At 63.6% G+C, this 18,929-nt stretch carries 22 protein-coding genes and 1 pseudogene; 11 read left to right on the top strand and 12 right to left on the bottom strand.

Annotated elements, in window-relative coordinates:
* Positions 1–169 precede the first annotated feature (169 nt).
* From FJ543_RS19450 to FJ543_RS19435, 4 genes are all read right to left on the bottom strand, one after another.
* Positions 170–1,447 carry a sugar ABC transporter substrate-binding protein gene (locus FJ543_RS19450; protein WP_140716548.1) on the bottom strand — a complete coding sequence of 426 codons (1,278 nt, stop codon included), beginning with the start codon at positions 1,445–1,447 and terminating at the stop codon, positions 170–172.
* A 74-nt stretch (positions 1,448–1,521) separates the two neighbouring features.
* Positions 1,522–2,565 carry a LacI family DNA-binding transcriptional regulator gene (locus tag FJ543_RS19445; protein WP_140876524.1) on the bottom strand — a complete coding sequence of 348 codons (1,044 nt, stop codon included), beginning with the start codon at positions 2,563–2,565 and terminating at the stop codon, positions 1,522–1,524.
* Between the two features lie 383 nt (positions 2,566–2,948).
* Complete coding sequence (locus FJ543_RS19440) at positions 2,949–3,182, bottom strand: hypothetical protein (protein WP_015316770.1); 234 nt, start codon at positions 3,180–3,182, stop codon at positions 2,949–2,951.
* Positions 3,145–3,417, bottom strand: a complete 273-nt coding sequence (locus tag FJ543_RS19435) for a hypothetical protein (protein ID WP_140716544.1) — start codon at positions 3,415–3,417, stop codon at positions 3,145–3,147. The genes FJ543_RS19440 and FJ543_RS19435 overlap by 38 nt, the downstream gene beginning before the upstream one ends.
* 87 nt (positions 3,418–3,504) lie before the next feature.
* On the opposite strand from FJ543_RS19435, the gene FJ543_RS19430 reads away from it, so the two are divergent.
* Entirely contained in the window at positions 3,505–4,002 is a 498-nt protein-coding gene (locus FJ543_RS19430; RefSeq protein ID WP_140876522.1) for a GAF domain-containing protein, read from the top strand.
* Here the strand turns inward: FJ543_RS19430 and FJ543_RS19425 are convergent.
* From FJ543_RS19425 to FJ543_RS19410, 4 genes and pseudogenes are all read right to left on the bottom strand, one after another.
* Positions 4,003–5,066: pseudogene (locus tag FJ543_RS19425) on the bottom strand (YeiH family protein).
* A gap of 130 nt (positions 5,067–5,196) precedes the next feature.
* Positions 5,197–5,583 (bottom strand): ester cyclase, encoded by a 387-nt coding sequence (locus tag FJ543_RS19420; protein ID WP_015316775.1) that lies wholly within the window; start codon positions 5,581–5,583, stop codon positions 5,197–5,199.
* A gap of 111 nt (positions 5,584–5,694) precedes the next feature.
* Complete coding sequence (locus FJ543_RS19415) at positions 5,695–7,134, bottom strand: PAS domain S-box protein (protein ID WP_140876520.1); 1,440 nt, start codon at positions 7,132–7,134, stop codon at positions 5,695–5,697.
* 63 nt (positions 7,135–7,197) lie between these two features.
* Positions 7,198–8,091: a LysR family transcriptional regulator gene (locus FJ543_RS19410; RefSeq protein ID WP_140876518.1), complete on the bottom strand. Its 894-nt coding sequence runs from the start codon at positions 8,089–8,091 to the stop codon at positions 7,198–7,200.
* 145 nt (positions 8,092–8,236) lie between these two features.
* Here FJ543_RS19410 and FJ543_RS19405 point away from each other — a divergent pair, with 145 nt between their 5' ends.
* The 6 genes from FJ543_RS19405 (at position 8,237) to FJ543_RS19380 (ending at position 12,727) form a co-directional block, all read left to right on the top strand.
* Positions 8,237–8,632, top strand: coding sequence for a cupin domain-containing protein (locus FJ543_RS19405; protein ID WP_140876516.1), 396 nt, complete (start codon positions 8,237–8,239; stop codon positions 8,630–8,632).
* A 42-nt stretch (positions 8,633–8,674) separates the two neighbouring features.
* On the top strand, positions 8,675–9,016 hold the full coding sequence (locus FJ543_RS19400; RefSeq protein WP_015316779.1) for a carboxymuconolactone decarboxylase family protein: 342 nt from the start codon (positions 8,675–8,677) through the stop codon (positions 9,014–9,016).
* A gap of 2 nt (positions 9,017–9,018) precedes the next feature.
* Positions 9,019–10,008 carry an aldo/keto reductase gene (locus FJ543_RS19395; RefSeq protein WP_140876514.1) on the top strand — a complete coding sequence of 330 codons (990 nt, stop codon included), beginning with the start codon at positions 9,019–9,021 and terminating at the stop codon, positions 10,006–10,008.
* A 269-nt stretch (positions 10,009–10,277) separates the two neighbouring features.
* Complete coding sequence (locus FJ543_RS19390) at positions 10,278–10,742, top strand: GNAT family N-acetyltransferase (RefSeq protein WP_015316781.1); 465 nt, start codon at positions 10,278–10,280, stop codon at positions 10,740–10,742.
* Positions 10,743–10,758: 16 nt separating this feature from the next.
* Complete coding sequence (locus FJ543_RS19385; RefSeq protein ID WP_015316782.1) at positions 10,759–11,142, top strand: ACT domain-containing protein; 384 nt, start codon at positions 10,759–10,761, stop codon at positions 11,140–11,142.
* Between the two features lie 151 nt (positions 11,143–11,293).
* Positions 11,294–12,727 carry an aldehyde dehydrogenase family protein gene (locus tag FJ543_RS19380; RefSeq protein ID WP_140876512.1) on the top strand — a complete coding sequence of 478 codons (1,434 nt, stop codon included), beginning with the start codon at positions 11,294–11,296 and terminating at the stop codon, positions 12,725–12,727.
* Positions 12,728–12,791: 64 nt separating this feature from the next.
* Here the strand turns inward: FJ543_RS19380 and FJ543_RS19375 are convergent, their stop codons facing one another.
* On the bottom strand, positions 12,792–13,676 hold the full coding sequence (locus FJ543_RS19375) for an AraC family transcriptional regulator (protein ID WP_140824392.1): 885 nt from the start codon (positions 13,674–13,676) through the stop codon (positions 12,792–12,794).
* 282 nt (positions 13,677–13,958) lie between these two features.
* Between FJ543_RS19375 and FJ543_RS19370 the strand changes: the two genes are divergently transcribed.
* Entirely contained in the window at positions 13,959–14,369 is a 411-nt protein-coding gene (locus FJ543_RS19370; protein ID WP_015316785.1) for an MbcA/ParS/Xre antitoxin family protein, read from the top strand.
* Positions 14,363–15,061, top strand: a complete 699-nt coding sequence (locus tag FJ543_RS19365; protein ID WP_140663555.1) for an RES family NAD+ phosphorylase — start codon at positions 14,363–14,365, stop codon at positions 15,059–15,061. The genes FJ543_RS19370 and FJ543_RS19365 overlap by 7 nt, the downstream gene beginning before the upstream one ends.
* Positions 15,062–15,093: 32 nt before the next feature.
* Here the strand turns inward: FJ543_RS19365 and FJ543_RS19360 are convergent, their stop codons facing one another.
* On the bottom strand, positions 15,094–15,660 hold the full coding sequence (locus tag FJ543_RS19360) for a DUF308 domain-containing protein (protein WP_140876510.1): 567 nt from the start codon (positions 15,658–15,660) through the stop codon (positions 15,094–15,096).
* A gap of 204 nt (positions 15,661–15,864) precedes the next feature.
* Here FJ543_RS19360 and FJ543_RS19355 point away from each other — a divergent pair, with 204 nt between their 5' ends.
* The gene (locus tag FJ543_RS19355) at positions 15,865–16,776 is read left to right on the top strand and encodes an AraC family transcriptional regulator (protein ID WP_140876508.1); all 912 of its coding nucleotides are present in this window, start codon (positions 15,865–15,867) and stop codon (positions 16,774–16,776) included.
* 37 nt (positions 16,777–16,813) lie between these two features.
* Here FJ543_RS19355 and FJ543_RS19350 read toward each other — a convergent pair whose 3' ends face one another.
* Positions 16,814–17,263: a universal stress protein gene (locus tag FJ543_RS19350; RefSeq protein ID WP_140716523.1), complete on the bottom strand. Its 450-nt coding sequence runs from the start codon at positions 17,261–17,263 to the stop codon at positions 16,814–16,816.
* 171 nt (positions 17,264–17,434) lie between these two features.
* Between FJ543_RS19350 and FJ543_RS19345 the strand changes: the two genes are divergently transcribed.
* On the top strand, positions 17,435–18,016 hold the full coding sequence (locus tag FJ543_RS19345) for a histidine phosphatase family protein (RefSeq protein WP_140876506.1): 582 nt from the start codon (positions 17,435–17,437) through the stop codon (positions 18,014–18,016).
* Positions 18,017–18,284: 268 nt separating this feature from the next.
* Here FJ543_RS19345 and FJ543_RS19340 read toward each other — a convergent pair whose 3' ends face one another.
* The gene (locus FJ543_RS19340) at positions 18,285–18,686 is read right to left on the bottom strand and encodes a VOC family protein (protein ID WP_140876504.1); all 402 of its coding nucleotides are present in this window, start codon (positions 18,684–18,686) and stop codon (positions 18,285–18,287) included.
* Between the last annotated feature and the right edge of the window lie 243 nt (positions 18,687–18,929).

Raw genomic sequence — 18,929 nt, 5'->3', positions numbered from 1 at the left:
TGTTTCCCTGGCGCTGCGTCCCCTCCTCCTCAAGGGGAGGGTCCGGCCGAAGGCCGGGGGTGGGGTCCTCCGCCAAGCGCGCCGACATCAAGGAACGTCGGAGCACTGCCGAGACGACCCACCCGGACCTGCGGTCCGACCTCCCCTCAAGGGGGAGGTGGAGGCGGCGCTACTTCTGCGGCGCCTGGTCGATGATCGACTGCATGGTCTCCTGCGCGTTTGCTATGGCGCCATCGACGTCGTCGCCGAAGAACACCTCGTTGATCATCTGTGTCCACGGGCCGTTGGCGGAGTTGATCAGGTCGTTGAACACCACCGAATACGGCGTCTTGCCCTTGGCCATCGCCTCGGCGGCAATCTGGTAGCGCGGGTCGAGCTCCTTCAGCGCGTCCTTGGCGATGTCGCCGCGCACCGGCAGGCTGCCGTATTTGGCGAGGATCGTCTGGCCTTCGAGCGAATAGGCGAAGTCCAGGAACTCCTTCACCACGGCGAGTTTCTTGGTGCCCTTGGTGACGACGAAATTGTCGCCGCCGGCAAAGGACGACCAGTTGCCATCCTTGCCCGGCAGGAAGGTGACGCCGTAGTCGACATCAGGATATTGCGTGTTGAGCGCGCCGATGGCGAAGGCGCCGGAGGGCGAGATGCCGATATTGCCGGCGGCGAAGGCGGCAAAGAAATTGGCGCCCGTATCGGTCTGCGCGCCCGCCGGCACCAAATCCTTCTTGACCATCGAGCGGTAGAGATCGATGGCGCCGCGCAATTGCGGGCTGTCCAGCGTCGCCTTGGAGCCGTCCTCCGACAGGATGTCGCCGCCCGAGGCCCAGATCAGCGGCGTGAAGGTGAAGATGTTGCAGCCACCGCAATTGCCGGAGAAGTAGAAGCCCTTGATGTTGCCGCCAAGCGCGTTGACCTTCTCGGCGTCGGCTTCGATCTCGGCCCAGTTGGCCGGGCCTTTTTCAGGGTCGAGGCCTGCCTGCTTGAACAGCTTCTTGTTCCAGATCAGCACCGAGGCGTCGGCCGAGAAGGGCAGGCCGTAAATGCGGTCCTTGTAGGTGCCGGTCTTCACATGCGCGGGCGACAGGCTGGCGAAATAGGGGAGCGATTTCGCCCAGTCGGTGATGTCCTCCAACTGGCCGGCGGCCGCGAAGGAGGGCGTGTAGATCAGGTCGAGCGACAGCGCGTCGGGCGCCGTGCCGCCGGCCGCGGCCGCGCCATATTTCGGGATGATCTCGGCATTGGGGATGATGTCGAGCTTGACCTGGTCCTTGTTCGCCTTGTTGAAGGCGTCGACGATCCTCGGCATGAAGTTCGAGCCGTCGGCGCGTACCCAGATGTTGGCGGTTTCGGCGGCGGCAAATTGCAGGCCGCAACCCAGAACGGCAGCCGTCAACGTCAATTTGGTCAGGGCCAATTTGGTCGGGGCCAGTTTGGCAATCAAAGTCCTCATGTTCTCCTCCTCCTCATTTGGCCGCGATGCGCGGCTTGCCGCCGATCGCGGCGCTTCGTTTCTCAGCCGTCTTTTCAGCCGTCGGGCAGGCGGCCGCAGGACTGCCGCACCACCAGCCGGCACGGCAGTTTTCTGATGCCCGGCGCGGCGGGCTTGCCGCCGACCAGGGAAAGCAGGGTCAGCCCGGCCTCGCGGCCGAGCGCTGTCAGGTTCATGTCGACCGAGGTCAGCGGCGGGCGGGTCGCCTCGGCCACGATCTCCCAATTGTCGAAGCCGATGACGCCGACATCGCCGGGAACGCTCAAGCCACGCTCGCGCAGAGCATCGATGACGCCGCGCGCGATCTGGTCGTTGCCGCAGAAGACGGCGTCCGGCTTTTCTTCCCCGCCATCGAAAAGGATCGTCACCGCCTCATGCCCCCAGGCTTCCGACCAGGCGCCGAGCAGGGGTTCGATGACGGACAGGCCGTTCTCGATCAGCGCGGCGCGATAGGCCTGCGCCCGTTCATGCACCACGGCAAAACTGGCCGGGCCGGTGACATGGGCGATGCGCTTGCGGCCGAGCCGGCAGAAATGGTCGACGGCCAGCCGCGCCCCGCCGGCATCGTCGGAAACGAAGGCGACGGCGTCGGGATCGGGCTGAGTGAAGGCGTAGATCACGGGGATGCGCAAATTGGCGAGATCGATCGGCAGATGGCGGTCGATGCGCTTGCCGGTGGCGATGATGCCGTCGACGCGCTTGTCGAGCATGGCCTCGACATGGAGCTGGCCGAGGCGGGGATCCTCCTCGACATTGCACAGGAATACCGAGACGCCGGCATCGACCAGTGCATCCGAAATGCCCGACATCAGCGGCAGCGAAAAACGGCCATAGGTGTCGTTGGTGAGCAGGCCGACAGTGAAGGAGCGGCGCCTCAGCAGGCTCTGCGCCAGGCTGTTAGGCCGGAAGCCCAGCTTGCGCGCCGTCTCGCGAATGCGCTCGCGGGTCTCGGCGGTCATGCGCCCCTGATCGTTGAGCGCCTTGGATGCAGTGGCAACGCTGACGCCGGCCTGCGCGGCCACGTCGCGCAAGGTGACGGGTTTGGGAAAGACCGGAACTGGCTGGTCGTCCGATGCCATCGCGGCAGAAATCCTTGGTTGGAAAAAGGTTTTCCCTTACCGGCCGGAATAAAGCCCGGCTAACGGCCGAACCCCATCGGGACTGTCTGGAAAAACCTTTTCTCAACTTGAAGGCTAGGCCAGAACGGGGGACCGATCAAGAGGAAAATGGCCAGATCAGGGTTCCTCGGTACCATCCGCTATTTCGCGCGAGGCCGCGACGTTTCGCATCTTCGAGGCCGAAAGGCAGGTGAAAGGGAACGCGCCGCGGTGTGGAGCTGGACGCTCTTGCCCTTGGTCGGCAGGATCATTGCATGGCTGGAACGTCAGACGTGGCTTGAGCCGCCGCATTCCTTGACTTGGTGCAAGCCCAGCGGAAGACCGCTCACGTCCTTGGAGTGACTCTATGCCTTCTTGGCCACACGCTTCTTTTTCGGCGCCGGGTTCAGCGCTTCCGCCACGCGATCGGCTTCTTCCTTGGCCAGGCGCAATTCCCTCAGCCTTGCCGTCTTGATCTCCCTGGCCCTCGCCTCGGACATGTATTCGGCGGTTGCCTTGTTGCGCTCCGCGGTTTTCTTCTGCTTGTCGACAAAGCGGGCTTCAGCTTTTTGCATGATCGTCTGATTGCCGTCGGCCATTGAAGAAATCTCCTTCGCGCGTGAAATCGTGAAAATGAACTTCTCGATAAATAGGCGCGCGGAAGGAAAAATTCAATCTTTCGAATAATTTGGCCTCCTTGTCGGCGTCAGGAGACCGCGCTTCGAAATAATACTTTTGAAATTTTTCTCCCGCCGGAATCAAATCTTGCGCCGGGAATGGAGATAGCGCCAAGGCGCCAACGGACAGAATTTCGAACGGAAGACCGTTTCGCATTTTCCTGAAATTGCCTAGGATGGTCCGGTGGTCGTTTGGTGCAGGGTTTGCGGAAACGGAACCGCGATTCCCAGTTGGAGACAAGTCATGTTCGCGGCCCAGGCCATCGATATCTCAGGCAAGGCCGCGTTCTACCGCGACCTCGCCAAGCAATTGAAGGCGCTGCTCGAGGGCGAGCACGATTCGATCGCCAACGCCGCCAACACCGCGGCGCTGATCTTCCAGATGGTGCCCGACCTCAACTGGGCCGGCTTCTATTTCCTGGCGTCGGACGAAGAGTTGGTGCTGGGACCCTTCCAGGGCAAGCCGGCCTGCGTGCGCATTGCCGTCGGCCAAGGCGTATGCGGAACGGCGGTCGAGCTCGGCACCTCGATGCTGATCAAGGACGTGCATGATTTCCCCGGCCACATCGCCTGCGACGCCGCCTCGCGCTCCGAGCTGGTCGTGCTGCTTGAGGACGAGGAGGGCGTTTTCGGCGTGCTCGATCTCGACAGCCCGCTGCCCGGCCGCTTCGACAGTGCCGACCAGGCCGGCATCGAGGCGCTGGCGGCGATCTATGTCGCGGCGAGCTCGTTCCAGGATTAGTTACCCTGAGACCTTCACCAGCATCAGGCTGAAGCCGCCGATGAACAGGAAGGCGCAGAAGGCGAGCGCCAGCGGGCGCAGGCCGCGCGAGCGCAGTTGCGAAATGTCCGCCTGCAGGCCCATGGCGGCCAGCCCCATGGTGAGCATGATGGTGGTGGCCAGCACTACCGCCTGCTTCACTTCGGCTGGTATCGCAACCAGGGCTGTTCAATGCCACGACGGCGACAAAGGCGGCGACGAACCACGGCATGGGCGGGCGTGCAGCCGACTGGTCGTCACTTTTGCGGCGCGCCATCAGGCCGAGCGCGACGACCATCGGCGCAAGCATGGCGACGCGGGTCAGCTTGGCGACGGTGGCGATCTCGCCGGATTGGGTGCCGTTCTGGAAACCGGCGCCGATGACTTGCGCCACCTCATGGATGGAGGCGCCGGCCCACAGTCCGAAGGCGTGCTGGTCGAGGCCGAGCAAGCGCCAGCAGCGGGAAGCCGAGCATGGCGATGGTGCCGAACAAGGTGATCGAGGCGACGGCATAGGTGACGTCCTCGTCGCGCGCATCGGTGACGATGTTGGTGGCGACGATCGCCGAGGCACCGCAGATCGAGGTGCCGGCGGCGATCAACTGGGTGAGCTTGGCGTCGACGCCGATCAGCCGGCCGAGCGTGATGGTGAAGACGAAGGTGGCGCCAAGGGTCAGTGCGACGATGCCGACGCCGCCGGCGCCGATCGAGACGACCTGGCCAAGCGTCAGCTGGAAGCCGAGCAGCACGATGGCGAAGCGCAGCAGGCGCTTTTGCGAAAAGGCGATGCCCGCCTTGGCGTGCACCGGTGTGCCGAGCACGTTGGAATAGACCATGCCGGCGACGACGGCCAGGATCATCGGGCTGAACAGGGCAAAACCGGAGACATTGCGGGCCGAGAAGGCGACGGCCGTGATCATCGCCACCAGCACGATGCCGGGAATGATGCCGTTCCCCAGGAAATCGAGGCGCTTGCGACCTTGGGCCAGATCGGCGGAAATCAGGCCTTTCGGAATACCGTTTGCGATGGGAGTCAGGGACGACAATACAATTCTCCGTGCGAGTACGCCGGAGAAATGTCATTCCAAGACTAATCTTTCCAACGAATTATTTTCGTTAGAATGATCGATTTTTACGAACGGTCTTGGCCCCTCGAAAGCTGAGAAAGGGGCCGGCCTACAGCTGCGCTTCGATCGCCGCCTTGTCGATCACCGACCAGACGTGCCTGATTCTGCCGTCGAGAAACTCGTAGAAGACGTTCTCGCTGAAGGACACTTTCCTGCCGTTGACCGGCAGGCCGAGAAAAGTTTCCTTTGGCGTGCAGTTGAATTGAAGGCGGCTCGCTATGAAAGGCGTATCGGCGATCAGCAGTTGGATGTCGAAATAGAGATCGGGAATTTCGCGAAAATCCCGCTCCAGCATGTCGCGGTAACCCGACAGGCCGACCCGGTCGCCATTGTAGTGCACCTCCTGGTGTACGAAGCGGTCTAGGCTCCGCCAGTCCTGGGCGTTGAGGCAGGCGATGTAACCACGATAGCTATTGGCAAGATCTTCATCGGTCATAGCATGCTCCGGTGCTTTGCCAACCGCATGTCTTCCACGACTGTTCCGGACGGCGAGAAATGCTTGTTCGGGGAAGACATAGAGCGGCGATGCCGGAATGCGAGTGCGGCATCAGGGAAGGACTTCGAATTCCGGTCCGCCGATCACCTCGTCGATCGCCTGTGGGTCGACGTGCTCGCTGTCGACCGAGGCTTCGAGCTGCGACAAGGGGGCTTCAAGGGTCCAGGTGACGCCGTGGCTGTCATATTCGAGAACGCCGGTGCCACTTACAGCTGCTGGAGCGACGCGCTGGAGCACGACGGTGCCGAAACCGCCATGGCCGATGTTCTGCACCTGAGGACCATCGCGCTCTTTCCAGATCAGCTGGAACCGTTTCAGGGCGCCTGCCTGGCTCACCTTCCATTGCACCGATATCGTTCCCTCGGCGGCCGAAAGCACGCCATATTTGGCGGAGTTGGTCGCCAGTTCATGAAAGGCGATGCCGAGATACTGGACGGCATTGGGGTTCAGCGTCAGGGAAGGGCCAGCCATGGAAATCCGTTCCTCGTTGCCGAACGGTTTGGCTTGTGCCAGGAGCAACTCGAAAATCGTCGCGCCTCGCCAGTCGCCGGACACCAGCAGGTCGTGCGAGAGCGACAGCGCCATGATGCGCTCGCGCACCTGGCGTTCGAACTCCGCCGGTGTCGAGGACCTCTTGCTGGTCTCGCGGATCATAGAGATGATGACGGAATACTGGTTCTTGACCCGATGGTTGACCTCGCGCATCAGCATGCGGATGCGATATTCGCTCTCCTTGGCTATCGAGATGTCGCGGGCGATCTTGGAGGCGCCGATGATCCGGCCGACGGCATTGCGTACGGGCGAGATCGTCAGGGATACGGGCACTAGGCTGCCGTCCTTGCGGCGGCGGATGGTCTCGTAGGTCTCGACCTGCTCGCCTTTGCGGATGCGCTCCAGTATGCGCGGCTCCTCGTCCAGATGGTCATCGGGTATCAGCATCGTCACGGACCTGCCGACCGCTTCGTCGGCGGTGTAGCCGAACAGGCGTTGGGCGCCTGAGTTCCAGCTCTTGATGACGCCGTTCAAATCCTTGCTGACGATTGCATCGAAGGAGGATTCCACGATGGCCGACAGATGATGCCTGGCCTCGTCGGCAAGATGCCGATCGGTGAGGTCGAACAGCATGTTGACGGCGCCGACAAGCCTGCCTTGGTCGTCATGGAGCGGGGTGGGATAGGGAAGGAAGGGCACGCGCGTGCCGTCGGGACGCTGCGAGATGGCCGACTGGTTTCTGACCGGCCGGTTCTCCCGCAACGCAACGGCCATCGGGCATTGGTCGTGCGGCAACACCTGCCCGTCGGTCGTGAACAGCTTGTGCGTTACGCACCACTGGTCTTTTCCGAGCTCGGGCTCGCGCCCGGCAAAATCGGCCGCGGCCCGGTTGAAATAGGTGATCCTGCCTTCGCTATCGGTCGTGTAGATGGCGACAGGAAGATTATCGAGGATTTGATGGGATAGATCGAGTGTCGAACTGTTCGACGGGTCCGCCATGCGCAAGGTTCCATTTAACCACCGTGAACGCTGTCCGGCTGAATTGGTTCCTGGACCCGTAGGCTAGCCGCGATAACGCAGCGCATCGACCAGCAGCGTAAAGGCGGGCGTCGCCTGGCGGCGGCTGGGATAGTAGAGGTGGTAGCCGGGAAACGGCGGGCACCAGTCGGCCATGAGCCGCAACAAGCGGCCATCGGCGAGATGCGCCGTCACTTGATCCTCCGGGAGATAGGCGAGGCCGACGCCGGCCAACACGGCATTCATGCGCAGCCCCGCCGTGTTGAAGATCAACTGGCCGTCGACGCGCACCTTCAGCTCGCGTCCGGCCTTCTCGAATTCCCAGGCATAGAGCCCGCCATGGGTCGGCAGGCGCAGGTTGATGCAATTGTGATCGGTCAGGTCCTGCGGCGTGCGCGGCTTCGGCCGGCTTGCGAAATAGGCCGGAGATCCGACCACCGCCATGCGCATGTCCGGCCCGATGCGCACCGCGATCATGTCGCGCGCCACCTGTTCGCCCAGCCGTACGCCGGCGTCGTAACGCCCGGCGACGATGTCGGTCAGGCCGTAGTCGACGACGATCTCGATCCGGATGTCGGGATATTGCGGCAACAGCCGGGCAATGGCCGGCCATAGGACCGTGTTGGCCGAATGTTCGCCGGCGGTGATGCGGATGGTTCCGGCGGGCTTTTCTCGCAATGCGCTCAAGGCGGCGAGCTCACTCTCGATCTCGTCGAGCCTCGGTCCGACGGTGCGGGCCAGGCGTTCGCCGGCTTCGGTCGGCGAGACACTGCGCGTGGTGCGGGTCAAAAGCCGTACGCCCAGCCGCTCTTCCAACGTGCGCAAGGCATGGCTGAGCGCCGATTGGGATACGCCAAGCTTGGCCGCCGCCCTGGTGAAGCTCTTCTCGCGCGCGACGGCGAGGAAGGCGGTCAACTCATTCAGATTGTCGCGTGGCATTGATGAATTTCTCTCATAAGTACATGCCGGATATAGCAGCTACTCATGACCATCGCAGCCCCTAAATAGAACGCAATCGGCCCAACAAGCCGGCGCTCCTGGCCTGGCGGCAATGTCCTCCCGGCATGACGAAAGGACGGAAAACGTGGAGATCACACGAAGCGGCTCGCAGCCCTCGGCGAAGGGGCCCGCCGAATATTTCACCGGGGCGGTGCGCATCGATGCACCCTTCAAGGGCAGCGACCTCGCGCGCGTCGGCGGGGCCACCGTGACCTTCGAGCCCGGCGCGCGCACGGCCTGGCACACGCACCCGCTCGGCCAGACGCTTATCGTTCTGTCGGGCGCCGGTCTGGTGCAATGCGAAGGTGGGCCGATCCAACAGATCCGTTCCGGCGACATCATCTGGTTCGCGCCGGGCGAAAAGCATTGGCATGGGGCGTCGCCGACAACGGCGATGAGCCATATCGCCATTGCCGAAGCGCTCGACGGCAAGGTCGTCGACTGGATGGAGCATGTCACCGACGAACAATACGGGATTTGACCACCAGGCCTCGCCCACCGACGACACAAGAAGGAGATCCTCATGACCCATGCCCCAGCGCCTCCCAAAAGCCCGTTTTCCGACATCGCTCCAGCACTCGGCACCTATACCGACGAGGTGCTTTTCGGCGACGTCTGGAAACGCCCCGGCCTCTCGCCGCGCGACCGCAGCCTCGTCACCGTCGCCAGCCTGGTCTCGGGATACCGGATCAACGAGATGCCGTTCCACATGAAGCGGGCGCTCGAGAATGGCGTAACCCATGACGAGCTCATCGAGGCCATCACGCATCTTGCCTTCTATGCTGGATGGCCGCCGGCAAGCACCGCGATCGGCATCGCCCGCAAGGTCTTCGAACAGGCCGACGCCGAGAAGAAGGGACACTGACGATGCAAAAGCGCACACTTGGAAACAGCGGCCTCGAAGTCTCGGCCATCGGCCTTGGCTGCATGGGCATGAGCCAGTCATATGGGCAGCCGATGGAGACGCCGGATGCGGTCCGTCTGATCCGGACGGCATTCGAGCGCGGTGTCACCTTCTTCGACACGGCGGAGGTCTACGGACCGTTCAGGAACGAAGAGGTCGTCGGCGAGGCGTTGCAGCCAATCCGCGACCAGGTGGTGATCGCCACCAAATTCGGCATCGACATCGCCGGTGCGGCCGGACACCAGGGCATGGACAGCCGGCCGCAGCATATTCGCGACGTCGTCGAGGCCTCTCTCAAGCGGCTGAGGACGGACTACATCGATCTTCTCTACCAGCATCGTGTCGATCCGGTCGTGCCGATCGAAGAGGTGGCTGGCGTGGTGAAGGACTTGATCAGCCAAGGCAAGGTGAAGCATTTCGGCCTCTCGGAAGCGGGCGTGCGCACCATCCGCCGCGCTCATGCGGTGCAGCCGGTCGCCGCGCTTCAGAGCGAATATTCACTCTGGTGGCGTGAACCCGAGGAGGCGATCCTGCCGGTCCTCGAGGAACTGGGAATCGGCTTTGTGCCTTTCAGTCCGCTGGGCAAGGGTTTCCTCACCGGCGCCATCAACGCCGGGACGACGTTCGATGCCAACGATTTCCGCAACAGCGTTCCGCGGTTCACGGAGGAAGCCCGCCAGGCAAACCAGGCACTGGTCGACGCCATCGTCGCGATCGCGGCTGACAAGAGCGCGACATCGGCACAGGTCGCGCTTGCCTGGCTGCTGGCGCGCAAGCCCTGGATCGTTCCCATCCCAGGCACGACCAAGCTAAACCGCCTTGAGGAAAACATCGGATCTCTCGCCGTTGCCCTGACCGCGGACGATCTTCGCGATATCGAGAACGCGGTCTCGGCGATTGCCGTCCAGGGAGAACGATACTCCCCGCAACAGGCGGCGAGGATCGATCGCTGAGGGTCCCAGCCGTATCAGGCCAAGGCGTTGCCGACGGTTTGGCCCAATGACAGGCCGAGGCGGTGTCTTGACGCGGGACCGTTGCTGCTCCAGCTTGCCGCGATGTTCGTTCCCGCGCCCGTCATCGCCAAGCGACGCCGCTTCCGCCCAGCGTGGAGCGGCACGCTGATTGCGCGACGACAAAGGCCGGCAGGATAAATCCGCTTCGCTCGTTTCCAGCCCCGCCCGCGACAACAGCCGGCGGGGTTTTTCATGCCTGGAGCACTGTCATGATCATCGAGTCTGCCATCCGGTTTCGGCCGGCCGAACCCGCCGATGCCGCCGCCATCCGCGACATTGTGCGTGCCGCCTATGCCAAATGGGTGCCGGTGATCGGCCGCGAGCCGCTGCCGATGCGCGCCGACTACGAAAAGGCCGTCGCCGAGCATCCGTTCGACCTCGCCGTCGAGGACGGCCGCATCGTCGGCATGATCGAGACCACGCTGGCCGACGATCACCTGTGGATCGAGAACGTCTGCGTCGCGCCGGAAGCGCAGGGCAGGGGTATCGGCCGCCTCCTGCTGGAGCGTGCGGAAATCAAGGCGCGCGAGGCGGGCCGCAACGAGCTTCGCCTGTTGACCAACGGCGCCTTCGAAGCCAACGTGTCGCTCTACAAGCGGCACGGCTATACGGTCGACCGGGAAGAGCCGTTCATGAATGGGGTGACGGTCTATATGAGCAAGAGGTTGACATGACGATCAGAGCGCGACGATGGCTGCGAGGATAACGCTGAAGCAACTGTCCGGGCTCTACGCGATTTCGCGGCTTCAAGCCGCTGACGGTATTCCTGGCTGGGCGGACGGACCAGGTTTCGTCAGCATCACCAGGACCGACGACGAGCTCTCGATCACCTGCCTTCAGGATCGCGTGCCCGATGCCGTCAAGCATGACCGCGACTGGGTCGCCTTCAAATTGCAGGGGCCGTTCGCGTTCGACGAAACCGGCATCGTGCTGTCCGTCATCAGGCCGCTGTCGGAAAACGGGCTGGGCATCTTCCTGGTATCGACCTTCGATGGCGACCACCTGCTGGTGAAGGACAAGGACCGGCCGGCGGCAACACGGCTGCTGGGCGAAGCCGGGCATACGCTGCTATAGTCCGCTCATCGCTGGTCTGGCCGTCTGGCTCAACCACTGCCGCGCTGGCTCAACCGGTTCGGGGATTGCGTTTGACAGCGCCGTTCGCGCATCGTTATTTCTAGCCAGATATCACGGCCTGACCGGCCATGCGGCACCCCAAGGAGAGACCATGTCACACGATCTGCAGTTCTACATCGATGGCGCGTGGGTCGATCCTGTCGTGCCCAACACGCTCGACGTAATCGATCCATCGAACGAGGACGCTTTCGCGCGGATTTCGCTCGGCTCCAGGGCCGATGTCGACAAGGCGGTGGCCGCCGCCAAGCGCGCCTTCAACACATATGGCTTCACCTCGGTCGAGGAGCGCCTCGACATCCTCAACCGCGTCATCGAGGTCTACAAGAAGCGCAGCAAGGACCTGGCGGTCGCCGTGTCGCGCGAGATGGGCGCGCCGCGCCAGATGGCGCTCGACAGCCAGGTCGGCATCGGCCTGGCGCATCTGGCCAAAATGGCCGAGACGCTGAAGAATTTCCAGTTCCGCCACGTCAAGGGCAACCATCTCGTGGTCAAGGAGCCGATCGGCGTCGTCGGCCTGATCACGCCCTGGAACTGGCCGCTGAACCAGATCACCTGCAAGGTCGGTCCGGCACTCGCCGCCGGCTGCACCATGGTGCTGAAGCCGTCGGAAATCGCGCCGCTCGATGCCATCATCTTCGCCGAGATCATCGACGAGGCCGGCGTGCCGAAGGGCGTGTTCAACCTCGTCAATGGCGACGGCCCTGGCGTCGGCCAGGCGCTGTCCAGCCATCCCGACATCGACATGATGTCGTTCACCGGTTCGACGCGAGCCGGCATATTGGTGGCCAAGGCCGCCGCCGACACCGTCAAGCGCGTGCATCAGGAGCTTGGCGGCAAGTCGGCCAACATCCTGTTCCCGGATGTCGACCTCGCCACCGCCGTCAGCAAGGGCGTCGCCGGCTGCTTCAGCAACAGCGGCCAGTCCTGCAACGCGCCGACGCGCATGTTCGTGCCGCGCGACCGCCACGACGAGGCCGCGGGATATGCCAGGACGGCGGCGGAAAAGTTCACGGTCGGTCCAGCCGACGGCGCCAACACCAAGCTCGGCCCCGTCGTCAGCCAGGTCCAGTTCGACAAGATCCAGGACCTGATCCAGAGCGGCATCGACGAGGGTGCCACGCTGGTCGCCGGCGGCCCCGGCCGCCCTGCCGAACTCAATCGCGGCTACTATGTCAGGCCGACCGTGTTCGCCGACGTCACCCACGACATGCGCATCGCGCGCGAGGAGGTTTTCGGGCCGGTGTTGGCGATCCTGCCCTACGACACGGTCGAGCAGGCTGTCGAGCAGGCCAACGACACCGTCTACGGCCTTGCCTCCTACATCCAGGCCAAGGACCTACGGAAGGCGCGCGAGGTCGCGGCCCGCATGCGCTCGGGCAATGTCTACATCAACTATCCCCAATGGGACGCCGGCCTGCCCTTCGGCGGCTACAAGCAGTCGGGCAACGGCCGCGAATACGCCGAATACGGGCTCGAGGATTTCCTCGAGATCAAGGGCATCGCGGGGTACGAGGCGGCGGAGTAGTGCAGGACTTTCGGGCCGGCGCAACGCCGGCCCGGTCAGAAGGGACAGGTCCCGTCAGAAGGCCCTATTTCAGCGGCAGAAACAATTCGCAGACCACATCAGGCACCGGCACATTCGGGAACATCGAAAAGTGCCGCTGGCAATAGATCGGGAAGTCACGCGCTTCCTCGCCGCTGGCAGGAAGCCAGTCGCGATAAAGGTAGAGCGCGGCTGGCTCCAGGTTGTTGGTATTGTGGACGACGCGCAACACCGCGCAGCGTCCGCCGGGGATCACGCCAGCCATCATCTGCCCGTCATCAGCGTCGATCGGCAGGTCAGTCCCGACACACAGGTCCATGCTGTAATCGGCTGGGTTGGCGGGGATCCTCTCGGAACGGAAGACGTTGAAGGTCGGGCTCGTCTCCGGTGACAGGCCGGCGGCCTTGCGCCAGGCGATGAACCGCTGGATGGTGTCGCCGAGTGTCGCCCGGTCGCCTCGATGTTCCATGATCGCCACCGGCGTCGGGGGCACATCGCGGATCGTCACGTCGTCGTGGTCATAGGTAATGTGCATGAGCTTGCTCCTCGCATTGTCCATAGGCCCGAAGGCCGCAAGCCACAGTGCCCAGTCGGGCGACTTCCGGAACGATGAAGGAGACTGCCCGAACCGTTGCCGAAAGGCGCGGGCGAAGGCGTCCGGTGCATCGTAACCGGCATCCATCGCTATGTCCGTGACGCTTTCGGCATCCCTGAAGGCCAGCCGGTATGAAGCGCGCTTCATGCGGGCAAGCTGGACATAGCGATGCACGGACAGCCCGAAGGTCGCCGTGAACTGCCGGTGGAAATGGTATTTGGAGAATGCCGCGATGCCGCTCAAAGCGTCCAGGTCCAGATTGCCGTTCAAATGCTGGTCGATATGATCCAACACTCTCTGCATCCGGGCATGGTAGTTTTGAAGCGCCGCCTTCATCATTCCGTCCTCCGTGGCAGCACCAGCTAAAGCGTACGCGGACATGACGCGCTCGACCGATCTTGCGGTTTGTCACGGGTCGCGGAACCGCATCAAGGACCGTTTAGCGGCACGCGCGACCTTAGTTGGAAATCCAACCACCGGGAAATTCGACCGTAATTGTTGATGCAATATTGTTCGGACCATCTAATCGCCATCAGTGCGGTCTTCACTGGCAATGGCTCCCCGCCTTGCCAATTGGCATATACATGCTATATATCTGCCAATTAGCGAGGTCTAAACATGCAGCTTCAAGCCATCACCGCCACACCGGCCACTGTCGGCTCAGCCATTTCGGATGAAGAGGCAGGCGCTTTGGCGCGCACCACGGTCAACCTGTTCAAGGCCTGGAACCTCACCGACTTCGAGGCCTGCGTCCTGCTTGGCGGCATTTCGGCGCGCACCTGGGCGCGCTGGAAGGAGGGCGGCATCGGCCGGATCGACCGCGACCTGCGCACCCGCATGGCGCATCTGATGGGCATCCACAAGGGGCTGCGCTACCTCTTCACCGAGCCGGCGCGCGGCTATGCCTGGATACGCAAGCCCAATGCCACCTTTGGCGGGCAGTCGGCGCTCGACGTGATGCTGCGCGGCGACATTTCCGATCTCGCGGCGATGCGCGAATGGCTCGACGCGGAGCGTGGTGCATGGTGAGTGGGCTCGCGGTCCGGCGCCGCGTCCACTGGCCCCAGACCTATCGCATCATCCGCTCCATCCATCCGCCGATCGATCTGTTCGAGGACATCGCCGATCCGCGCGACTGGGAGGCGCTCGCCGCCGTCGAGGAGAAGACCAACCCGCGCATCCGGCTGGAGCTTGGCGATCTCGGCAAGGTGCCGGCCGCAAGGCGGGTTTCCGGTCCTGGCGCCAGCTTCGTCATGGCACCTTTCGTGCATTGTTCCGTCCTTCGGCCCGGCCGTTTTTCGGACGGCAGCTACGGCATTTACTACGCCGGCGACAGCGAGGACGTGGCGCTGGCCGAAACCATCCACCATCACCAGAAATTCATGCGTGCCACCAACGAGGCGCCCGGCTGGACGGCCGATTTCCGCGTGCTGATCGGCAGCGTCGATCGCGACCTCGACGACGTCAACGCCGTGCCCGGCGTGCTCGATCCCGACGACTACACGGCGTCGCAGGCGGAAGGGCGGGCGCTGCGGGCCGCCGGCAGCGACGGGCTGGTGTGGAACAGCGTGCGCATGCCCGATGGGGAGTGCATTGGCATCTTCTGGCCCGACGCCATCGGTGTCCCGGTTCAGGGCCGCCACTACAGTTACCACTGGGACGGCGGCCGCGTCGATTTCGTGCGCCAGCACGACACGGGCAAGGTGCTGGAAGTGGTGTGAGCGAAGGCGGCCGCGGCGACCAGTCCCAGCCTTTACGTAGCCTTGCGTGCCTGCGTGACGGCCAGCCATACGGCCGAGACGAGAAAATAGAAGGCACCGAACGCGGCATAGGGCGCGATGTCGGTGATGCCAGGCGTCGCGGTGCCGATTGCCTGTTTGATGAAGAAGCCACCGGCCAGCGCCGACTGCGCACCGCTCAGCACCATCGCCCATTGCGCGCCTGCGCGCCAACGGCGCACGCCGGTCGCAAGCTGGAACAGGCCGGCGAGAACCGCCCACGCACCGAACACCGCCAGAACCGCGTGCGGGCCCTGCTCAAGTGCGATGACGACGGCAATGGCCGTGATCGTGCTGACCACCGCGTTGAGCGCCTGGCTGGGATTGGCTTTCAGGCCGCCGCTGCGCTGCGCGTCCAGAATATTGGCGATAGCGTCCCACAAGGGATAGGCGACAAGGAGTAGCGCCGCGACCGGCGGCACGCTTTTGCCAAGGGTGAAGGCCGCCGCCACCCAGGCGACCGAAAAGCCGGCCCGGAGGAAATAATAGGATTTCAGCCACTGCGATGCGGCACCGGGCGCCTGGATGGTTTGAGTGCTCATTGGAATTTCCTGTCTCGTTGTTGGACGGCGATTGACCCGCTTGATCGATTTGGAACCACGTTCGCCGAGTTGGATGATTGGAACAGCCCGTTCTCGCAGCCTTGGCTGCGGGATTGGTTTTGATCCAAGGAAAAAACGGCGCATAATCAGCACGAAAATGCGCTATCGTCGTAAGGAATGTAGGGGAGCCGGCCGGCCGCATCCATGATGGAATCGCCTGAAAATTTGACCATTCTTCCGGATGGAGGGCCGCGTGCCAGTGTCTCCGGGGACCTTCTCTCGCATGTGCTGGCGCAGATCAGGCTTACCGGCGACGAGGTTTTTTCACGCACGCTGGCACAGGCGGAGCAACTCGATCTGGACGAGGGCCAAGCCCATATCGTCGTGGTGACCGTCGGCGCGCTGCGCATGGAGGGCGGGGATCAGGCCGCTGTCGTCATAGAGGCCGGCGACCTCGTGCTCCTGCCTCGTGGTCCCGGCGCGTTGCGGCTGGTGGCGTCGCATCCGCAGGTGGCGATCGTCGCCTGCCGCTTCTGGTTCGATCCTGACAGCCTGCGGGGAATGATCTTCGCCTTGCCGCGGTGCATCCATATCGGGCGTGCCCACGGGGCAGGGTGGGTCGATGGAATGCTGCCTTTCCTGATGGTCGAAACCAGCGACGCCCAGCCCGGCGCGGCTTTGATGATTTCCCGCATCATCGATCTCATGGTCATCCGCACCTTGCGCAGTTGGGTGCATGAAGGACGCGCCACGGGCTGGCTCGGCGGGCTTTCGGATGCACGCATCGCCCGTTCCCTGAAAGCCATTCACGAAAGGCCGCTGCAGCGGTGGGGCATCAATGAACTGGCCGACAAAGCCGGCATGTCCCGTTCCAGCTTCTGCGAGCGTTTCGCCGCGCTCGTCGGGCGCTCGCCGCTGCGCTACCAGAATGAATGGCGGCTGGGCCTGGCTCGCGATCTGCTGGCCAGGCGAGACGCACGCGTGGGTGAGATCGGCTTGCGCATCGGCTACGAGTCCGAAGCCGCTTTCAGCCGCGCCTACAAACAGCTCTTCGGGCATCCGCCACGGGTTGAATATGCCCTGGCGAATGAAGCCGCACCGGTGAAACCGCGCTGACCGATGGCGCCAGCTTGAAAATATCGGGTTGTGGCCGCTACCGCACCACCAGCACCGGGATCTCGGTGTAGGACAGCACTTCCGCCGTCTGGCTGCCCAGAAGCAGCCTGCCGAGGCCCCGGCGGCCGTGCGAGGCCATGACGATCAGGTCGCAGCCTTGCGCCCGCGACAGTTCCAGGATCGCTTCGGCCGGCCTTTTGTCCTCGACATGGACCAGCGTGGCGGACACGCCGGCGGCGTCGGCGGATGCCTTGCACTTGTCGAGCACTTCCTTGCCATAGCGGCGCGCTTCCTCCCGATAGGTGACCAGTTCGTCGCCGGCGGCATAGCCGGCCATGGCGCCGCCCCAGGCGAAGATCGGGAATTGTTCCGAGACGGTAACGAAGGTGACGGCGGCGCCGATGCCCTTGGCCAGTGTGAGGCCCTGGGCGACACCCTTGCCGGCCAGGTCAGAACCGTCGGTGGCGATGAGCAGATGTTTGTACATGATGGTGTTGCCTGTCGTGCCTGATGACTATCCAGCAGAGATAGTTATGCCTCACGCTCAATCATTGTGCCAATGCGGCGGGAATCAGGGCCAGGCGAGGTTTCGCCAGTACCCCGGATTCCCCTTTGCCGCATCGTCCTCTAAGGTGCCGCCGACATCGAAAGGTACCCCATGAGCAGTGCGTTCCCCCAAATCCATCTGGTCCGGCATGGCGAGACGGCATGGAGCCTTTCGGGGCAGCATACCGGGCGCACCGACATGCCGCTGACGCCGGCCGGCGAGGCGGCCGCGCGGGGTGTTGCGGAGCGGTTGAAAGGCCTACCGTTCTCAGCCGTCTGGTCGAGCCCCTCGCAGCGCGCCTACAACACCAGCGTGCTTGCCGGCTTTGGCGCGACAAGCGTCAAGATGGACGATCTGCAGGAGTGGGACTACGGCGCCTATGAAGGGCGCACGACGAAAGAGATCCTGGCCGAGCGGCCGGGCTGGAACGTGTTTCGCGACGGCTGTCCGCAAGGCGAGCTGGCGGCCGATGTCGGCAACCGCGCCGACGGGATCATCGAGCGCCTGCGCAAGGCCAATGCCGACATACTGATCTTTTCCAGCGCGCACTTCCTGCGCGTGCTGGCCGCCCGCTGGCTCGGCCTGCCGCCGGAAGGCGGGGCGCTGTTCGTGCTCGACACGGCCAGCATCAGCGTGCTCGGCTACGAGCATGATTTCGGCGAGCCGGTCGTGCGCAAATGGAACGGGAAGTAGGGCGGGCACCGGCTCGGCGCGGAAGCGCCGTCTTTTCGTCATCCACGGGCGGAGCAAGGAGCGTAGCGACGCCGCGCAGACCCGAGGATCCATGCCGCGACCTCCGAGCGCGGCCACGGTGCGGAATCTGCTCCGCTGCACTCCACGGCCAGCATCGCGGCATGGATCCCAGGTCTCCGCGACGCCGCTTTCGCGGCTGCTCCGCCCTGGGATGACGAACGCGGGGAGGCTTCGGCAATTCCCAAACCCTAGCCAATCCCGACCGTCTCTATCTGTCAAACTTCCGGATCGCCTCGGCGGTGACGGGCTGGAAGAAATTCACCAGATTGCCGTCGGGGTCGCGAAACAGCAGCGAGCGGTTTCCCCAGGGCATGGTGGTCGGCTGCTGCACGGTCGTGTTCTTGATGAGGTTGGACAGCCGGGCGAATTCGGCATCGACGTCGCCGACGCGGAATTCGAGGATGGCCGTGTGGTTGTCGGCGGGGCGGGCGATGTCGCCGCCGAACAGCATCAAGGTGCGCGTGCTGCCGATCGCCAGCGTGCAGGCCGGCGTCGCCAGTTCGGCGAAGTCTTCGGTATAGACCGTCACCGGCATGCCGGTGACCTCACCGTAGAAGCGCACGAGGCGCTGGACATCCGATGTGATGATGCGGACTGAGACGAAATTCATCGCTTAGGTTCCTTGGTCGCTGAAGCCCGGGGCCGGGCTTCCCAGCCGATGCATAGCCCAGGTCTCCTGCCAGCTTTCTGTCAGGAGAGGGGGGTGCGATGGTCTATTCGGGCCTGAGCGACTCCTGGACGGCGCGAGGGAGAAATCATCGGCAGGTGTCAAACAGCGCAATCGGCAATCTGTTCTTGGCAAAGTTTATGGCTTGTCGATTTTCATGGCGTTGTTTCGACAGGAATACTCCAT

The sequence above is a fragment of the Mesorhizobium sp. B2-5-7 genome, from assembly GCF_006440875.1.
Classification (GTDB): domain Bacteria; phylum Pseudomonadota; class Alphaproteobacteria; order Rhizobiales; family Rhizobiaceae; genus Mesorhizobium; species Mesorhizobium australicum.
The sequence above is the reverse complement of the archived record's forward strand: the minus strand, read 5'-3'. Positions and strand labels throughout refer to the sequence as shown.

Bases quoted from the DNA above. Each gene is read 5' to 3' on its own strand.
- FJ543_RS19445 (WP_140876524.1), bottom strand. From the start codon at position 2,565: ATGGCATCGGACGACCAGCCAGTTCCGGTCTTTCCCAAACCCGTCACC.
- FJ543_RS19360 (WP_140876510.1), bottom strand. From the start codon at position 15,660: ATGAGCACTCAAACCATCCAGGCGCCCGGTGCCGCATCGCAGTGGCTG.
- FJ543_RS19390 (WP_015316781.1), top strand. From the start codon at position 10,278: ATGATCATCGAGTCTGCCATCCGGTTTCGGCCGGCCGAACCCGCCGAT.
- FJ543_RS19440 (WP_015316770.1), bottom strand. From the start codon at position 3,182: ATGGCCGACGGCAATCAGACGATCATGCAAAAAGCTGAAGCCCGCTTT.
- FJ543_RS19385 (WP_015316782.1), top strand. From the start codon at position 10,759: ATGGCTGCGAGGATAACGCTGAAGCAACTGTCCGGGCTCTACGCGATT.
- FJ543_RS19340 (WP_140876504.1), bottom strand. From the start codon at position 18,686: ATGAATTTCGTCTCAGTCCGCATCATCACATCGGATGTCCAGCGCCTC.
- FJ543_RS19355 (WP_140876508.1), top strand. From the start codon at position 15,865: ATGATGGAATCGCCTGAAAATTTGACCATTCTTCCGGATGGAGGGCCG.
- FJ543_RS19365 (WP_140663555.1), top strand. From the start codon at position 14,363: ATGGTGAGTGGGCTCGCGGTCCGGCGCCGCGTCCACTGGCCCCAGACC.
- FJ543_RS19400 (WP_015316779.1), top strand. From the start codon at position 8,675: ATGACCCATGCCCCAGCGCCTCCCAAAAGCCCGTTTTCCGACATCGCT.
- FJ543_RS19345 (WP_140876506.1), top strand. From the start codon at position 17,435: ATGAGCAGTGCGTTCCCCCAAATCCATCTGGTCCGGCATGGCGAGACG.
- FJ543_RS19435 (WP_140716544.1), bottom strand. From the start codon at position 3,417: ATGCGAAACGGTCTTCCGTTCGAAATTCTGTCCGTTGGCGCCTTGGCG.
- FJ543_RS19410 (WP_140876518.1), bottom strand. From the start codon at position 8,091: ATGCCACGCGACAATCTGAATGAGTTGACCGCCTTCCTCGCCGTCGCG.
- FJ543_RS19380 (WP_140876512.1), top strand. From the start codon at position 11,294: ATGTCACACGATCTGCAGTTCTACATCGATGGCGCGTGGGTCGATCCT.
- FJ543_RS19370 (WP_015316785.1), top strand. From the start codon at position 13,959: ATGCAGCTTCAAGCCATCACCGCCACACCGGCCACTGTCGGCTCAGCC.
- FJ543_RS19350 (WP_140716523.1), bottom strand. From the start codon at position 17,263: ATGTACAAACATCTGCTCATCGCCACCGACGGTTCTGACCTGGCCGGC.
- FJ543_RS19430 (WP_140876522.1), top strand. From the start codon at position 3,505: ATGTTCGCGGCCCAGGCCATCGATATCTCAGGCAAGGCCGCGTTCTAC.
- FJ543_RS19375 (WP_140824392.1), bottom strand. From the start codon at position 13,676: ATGAAGGCGGCGCTTCAAAACTACCATGCCCGGATGCAGAGAGTGTTG.
- FJ543_RS19395 (WP_140876514.1), top strand. From the start codon at position 9,019: ATGCAAAAGCGCACACTTGGAAACAGCGGCCTCGAAGTCTCGGCCATC.
- FJ543_RS19415 (WP_140876520.1), bottom strand. From the start codon at position 7,134: ATGGCGGACCCGTCGAACAGTTCGACACTCGATCTATCCCATCAAATC.
- FJ543_RS19450 (WP_140716548.1), bottom strand. From the start codon at position 1,447: ATGAGGACTTTGATTGCCAAACTGGCCCCGACCAAATTGGCCCTGACC.
- FJ543_RS19420 (WP_015316775.1), bottom strand. From the start codon at position 5,583: ATGACCGATGAAGATCTTGCCAATAGCTATCGTGGTTACATCGCCTGC.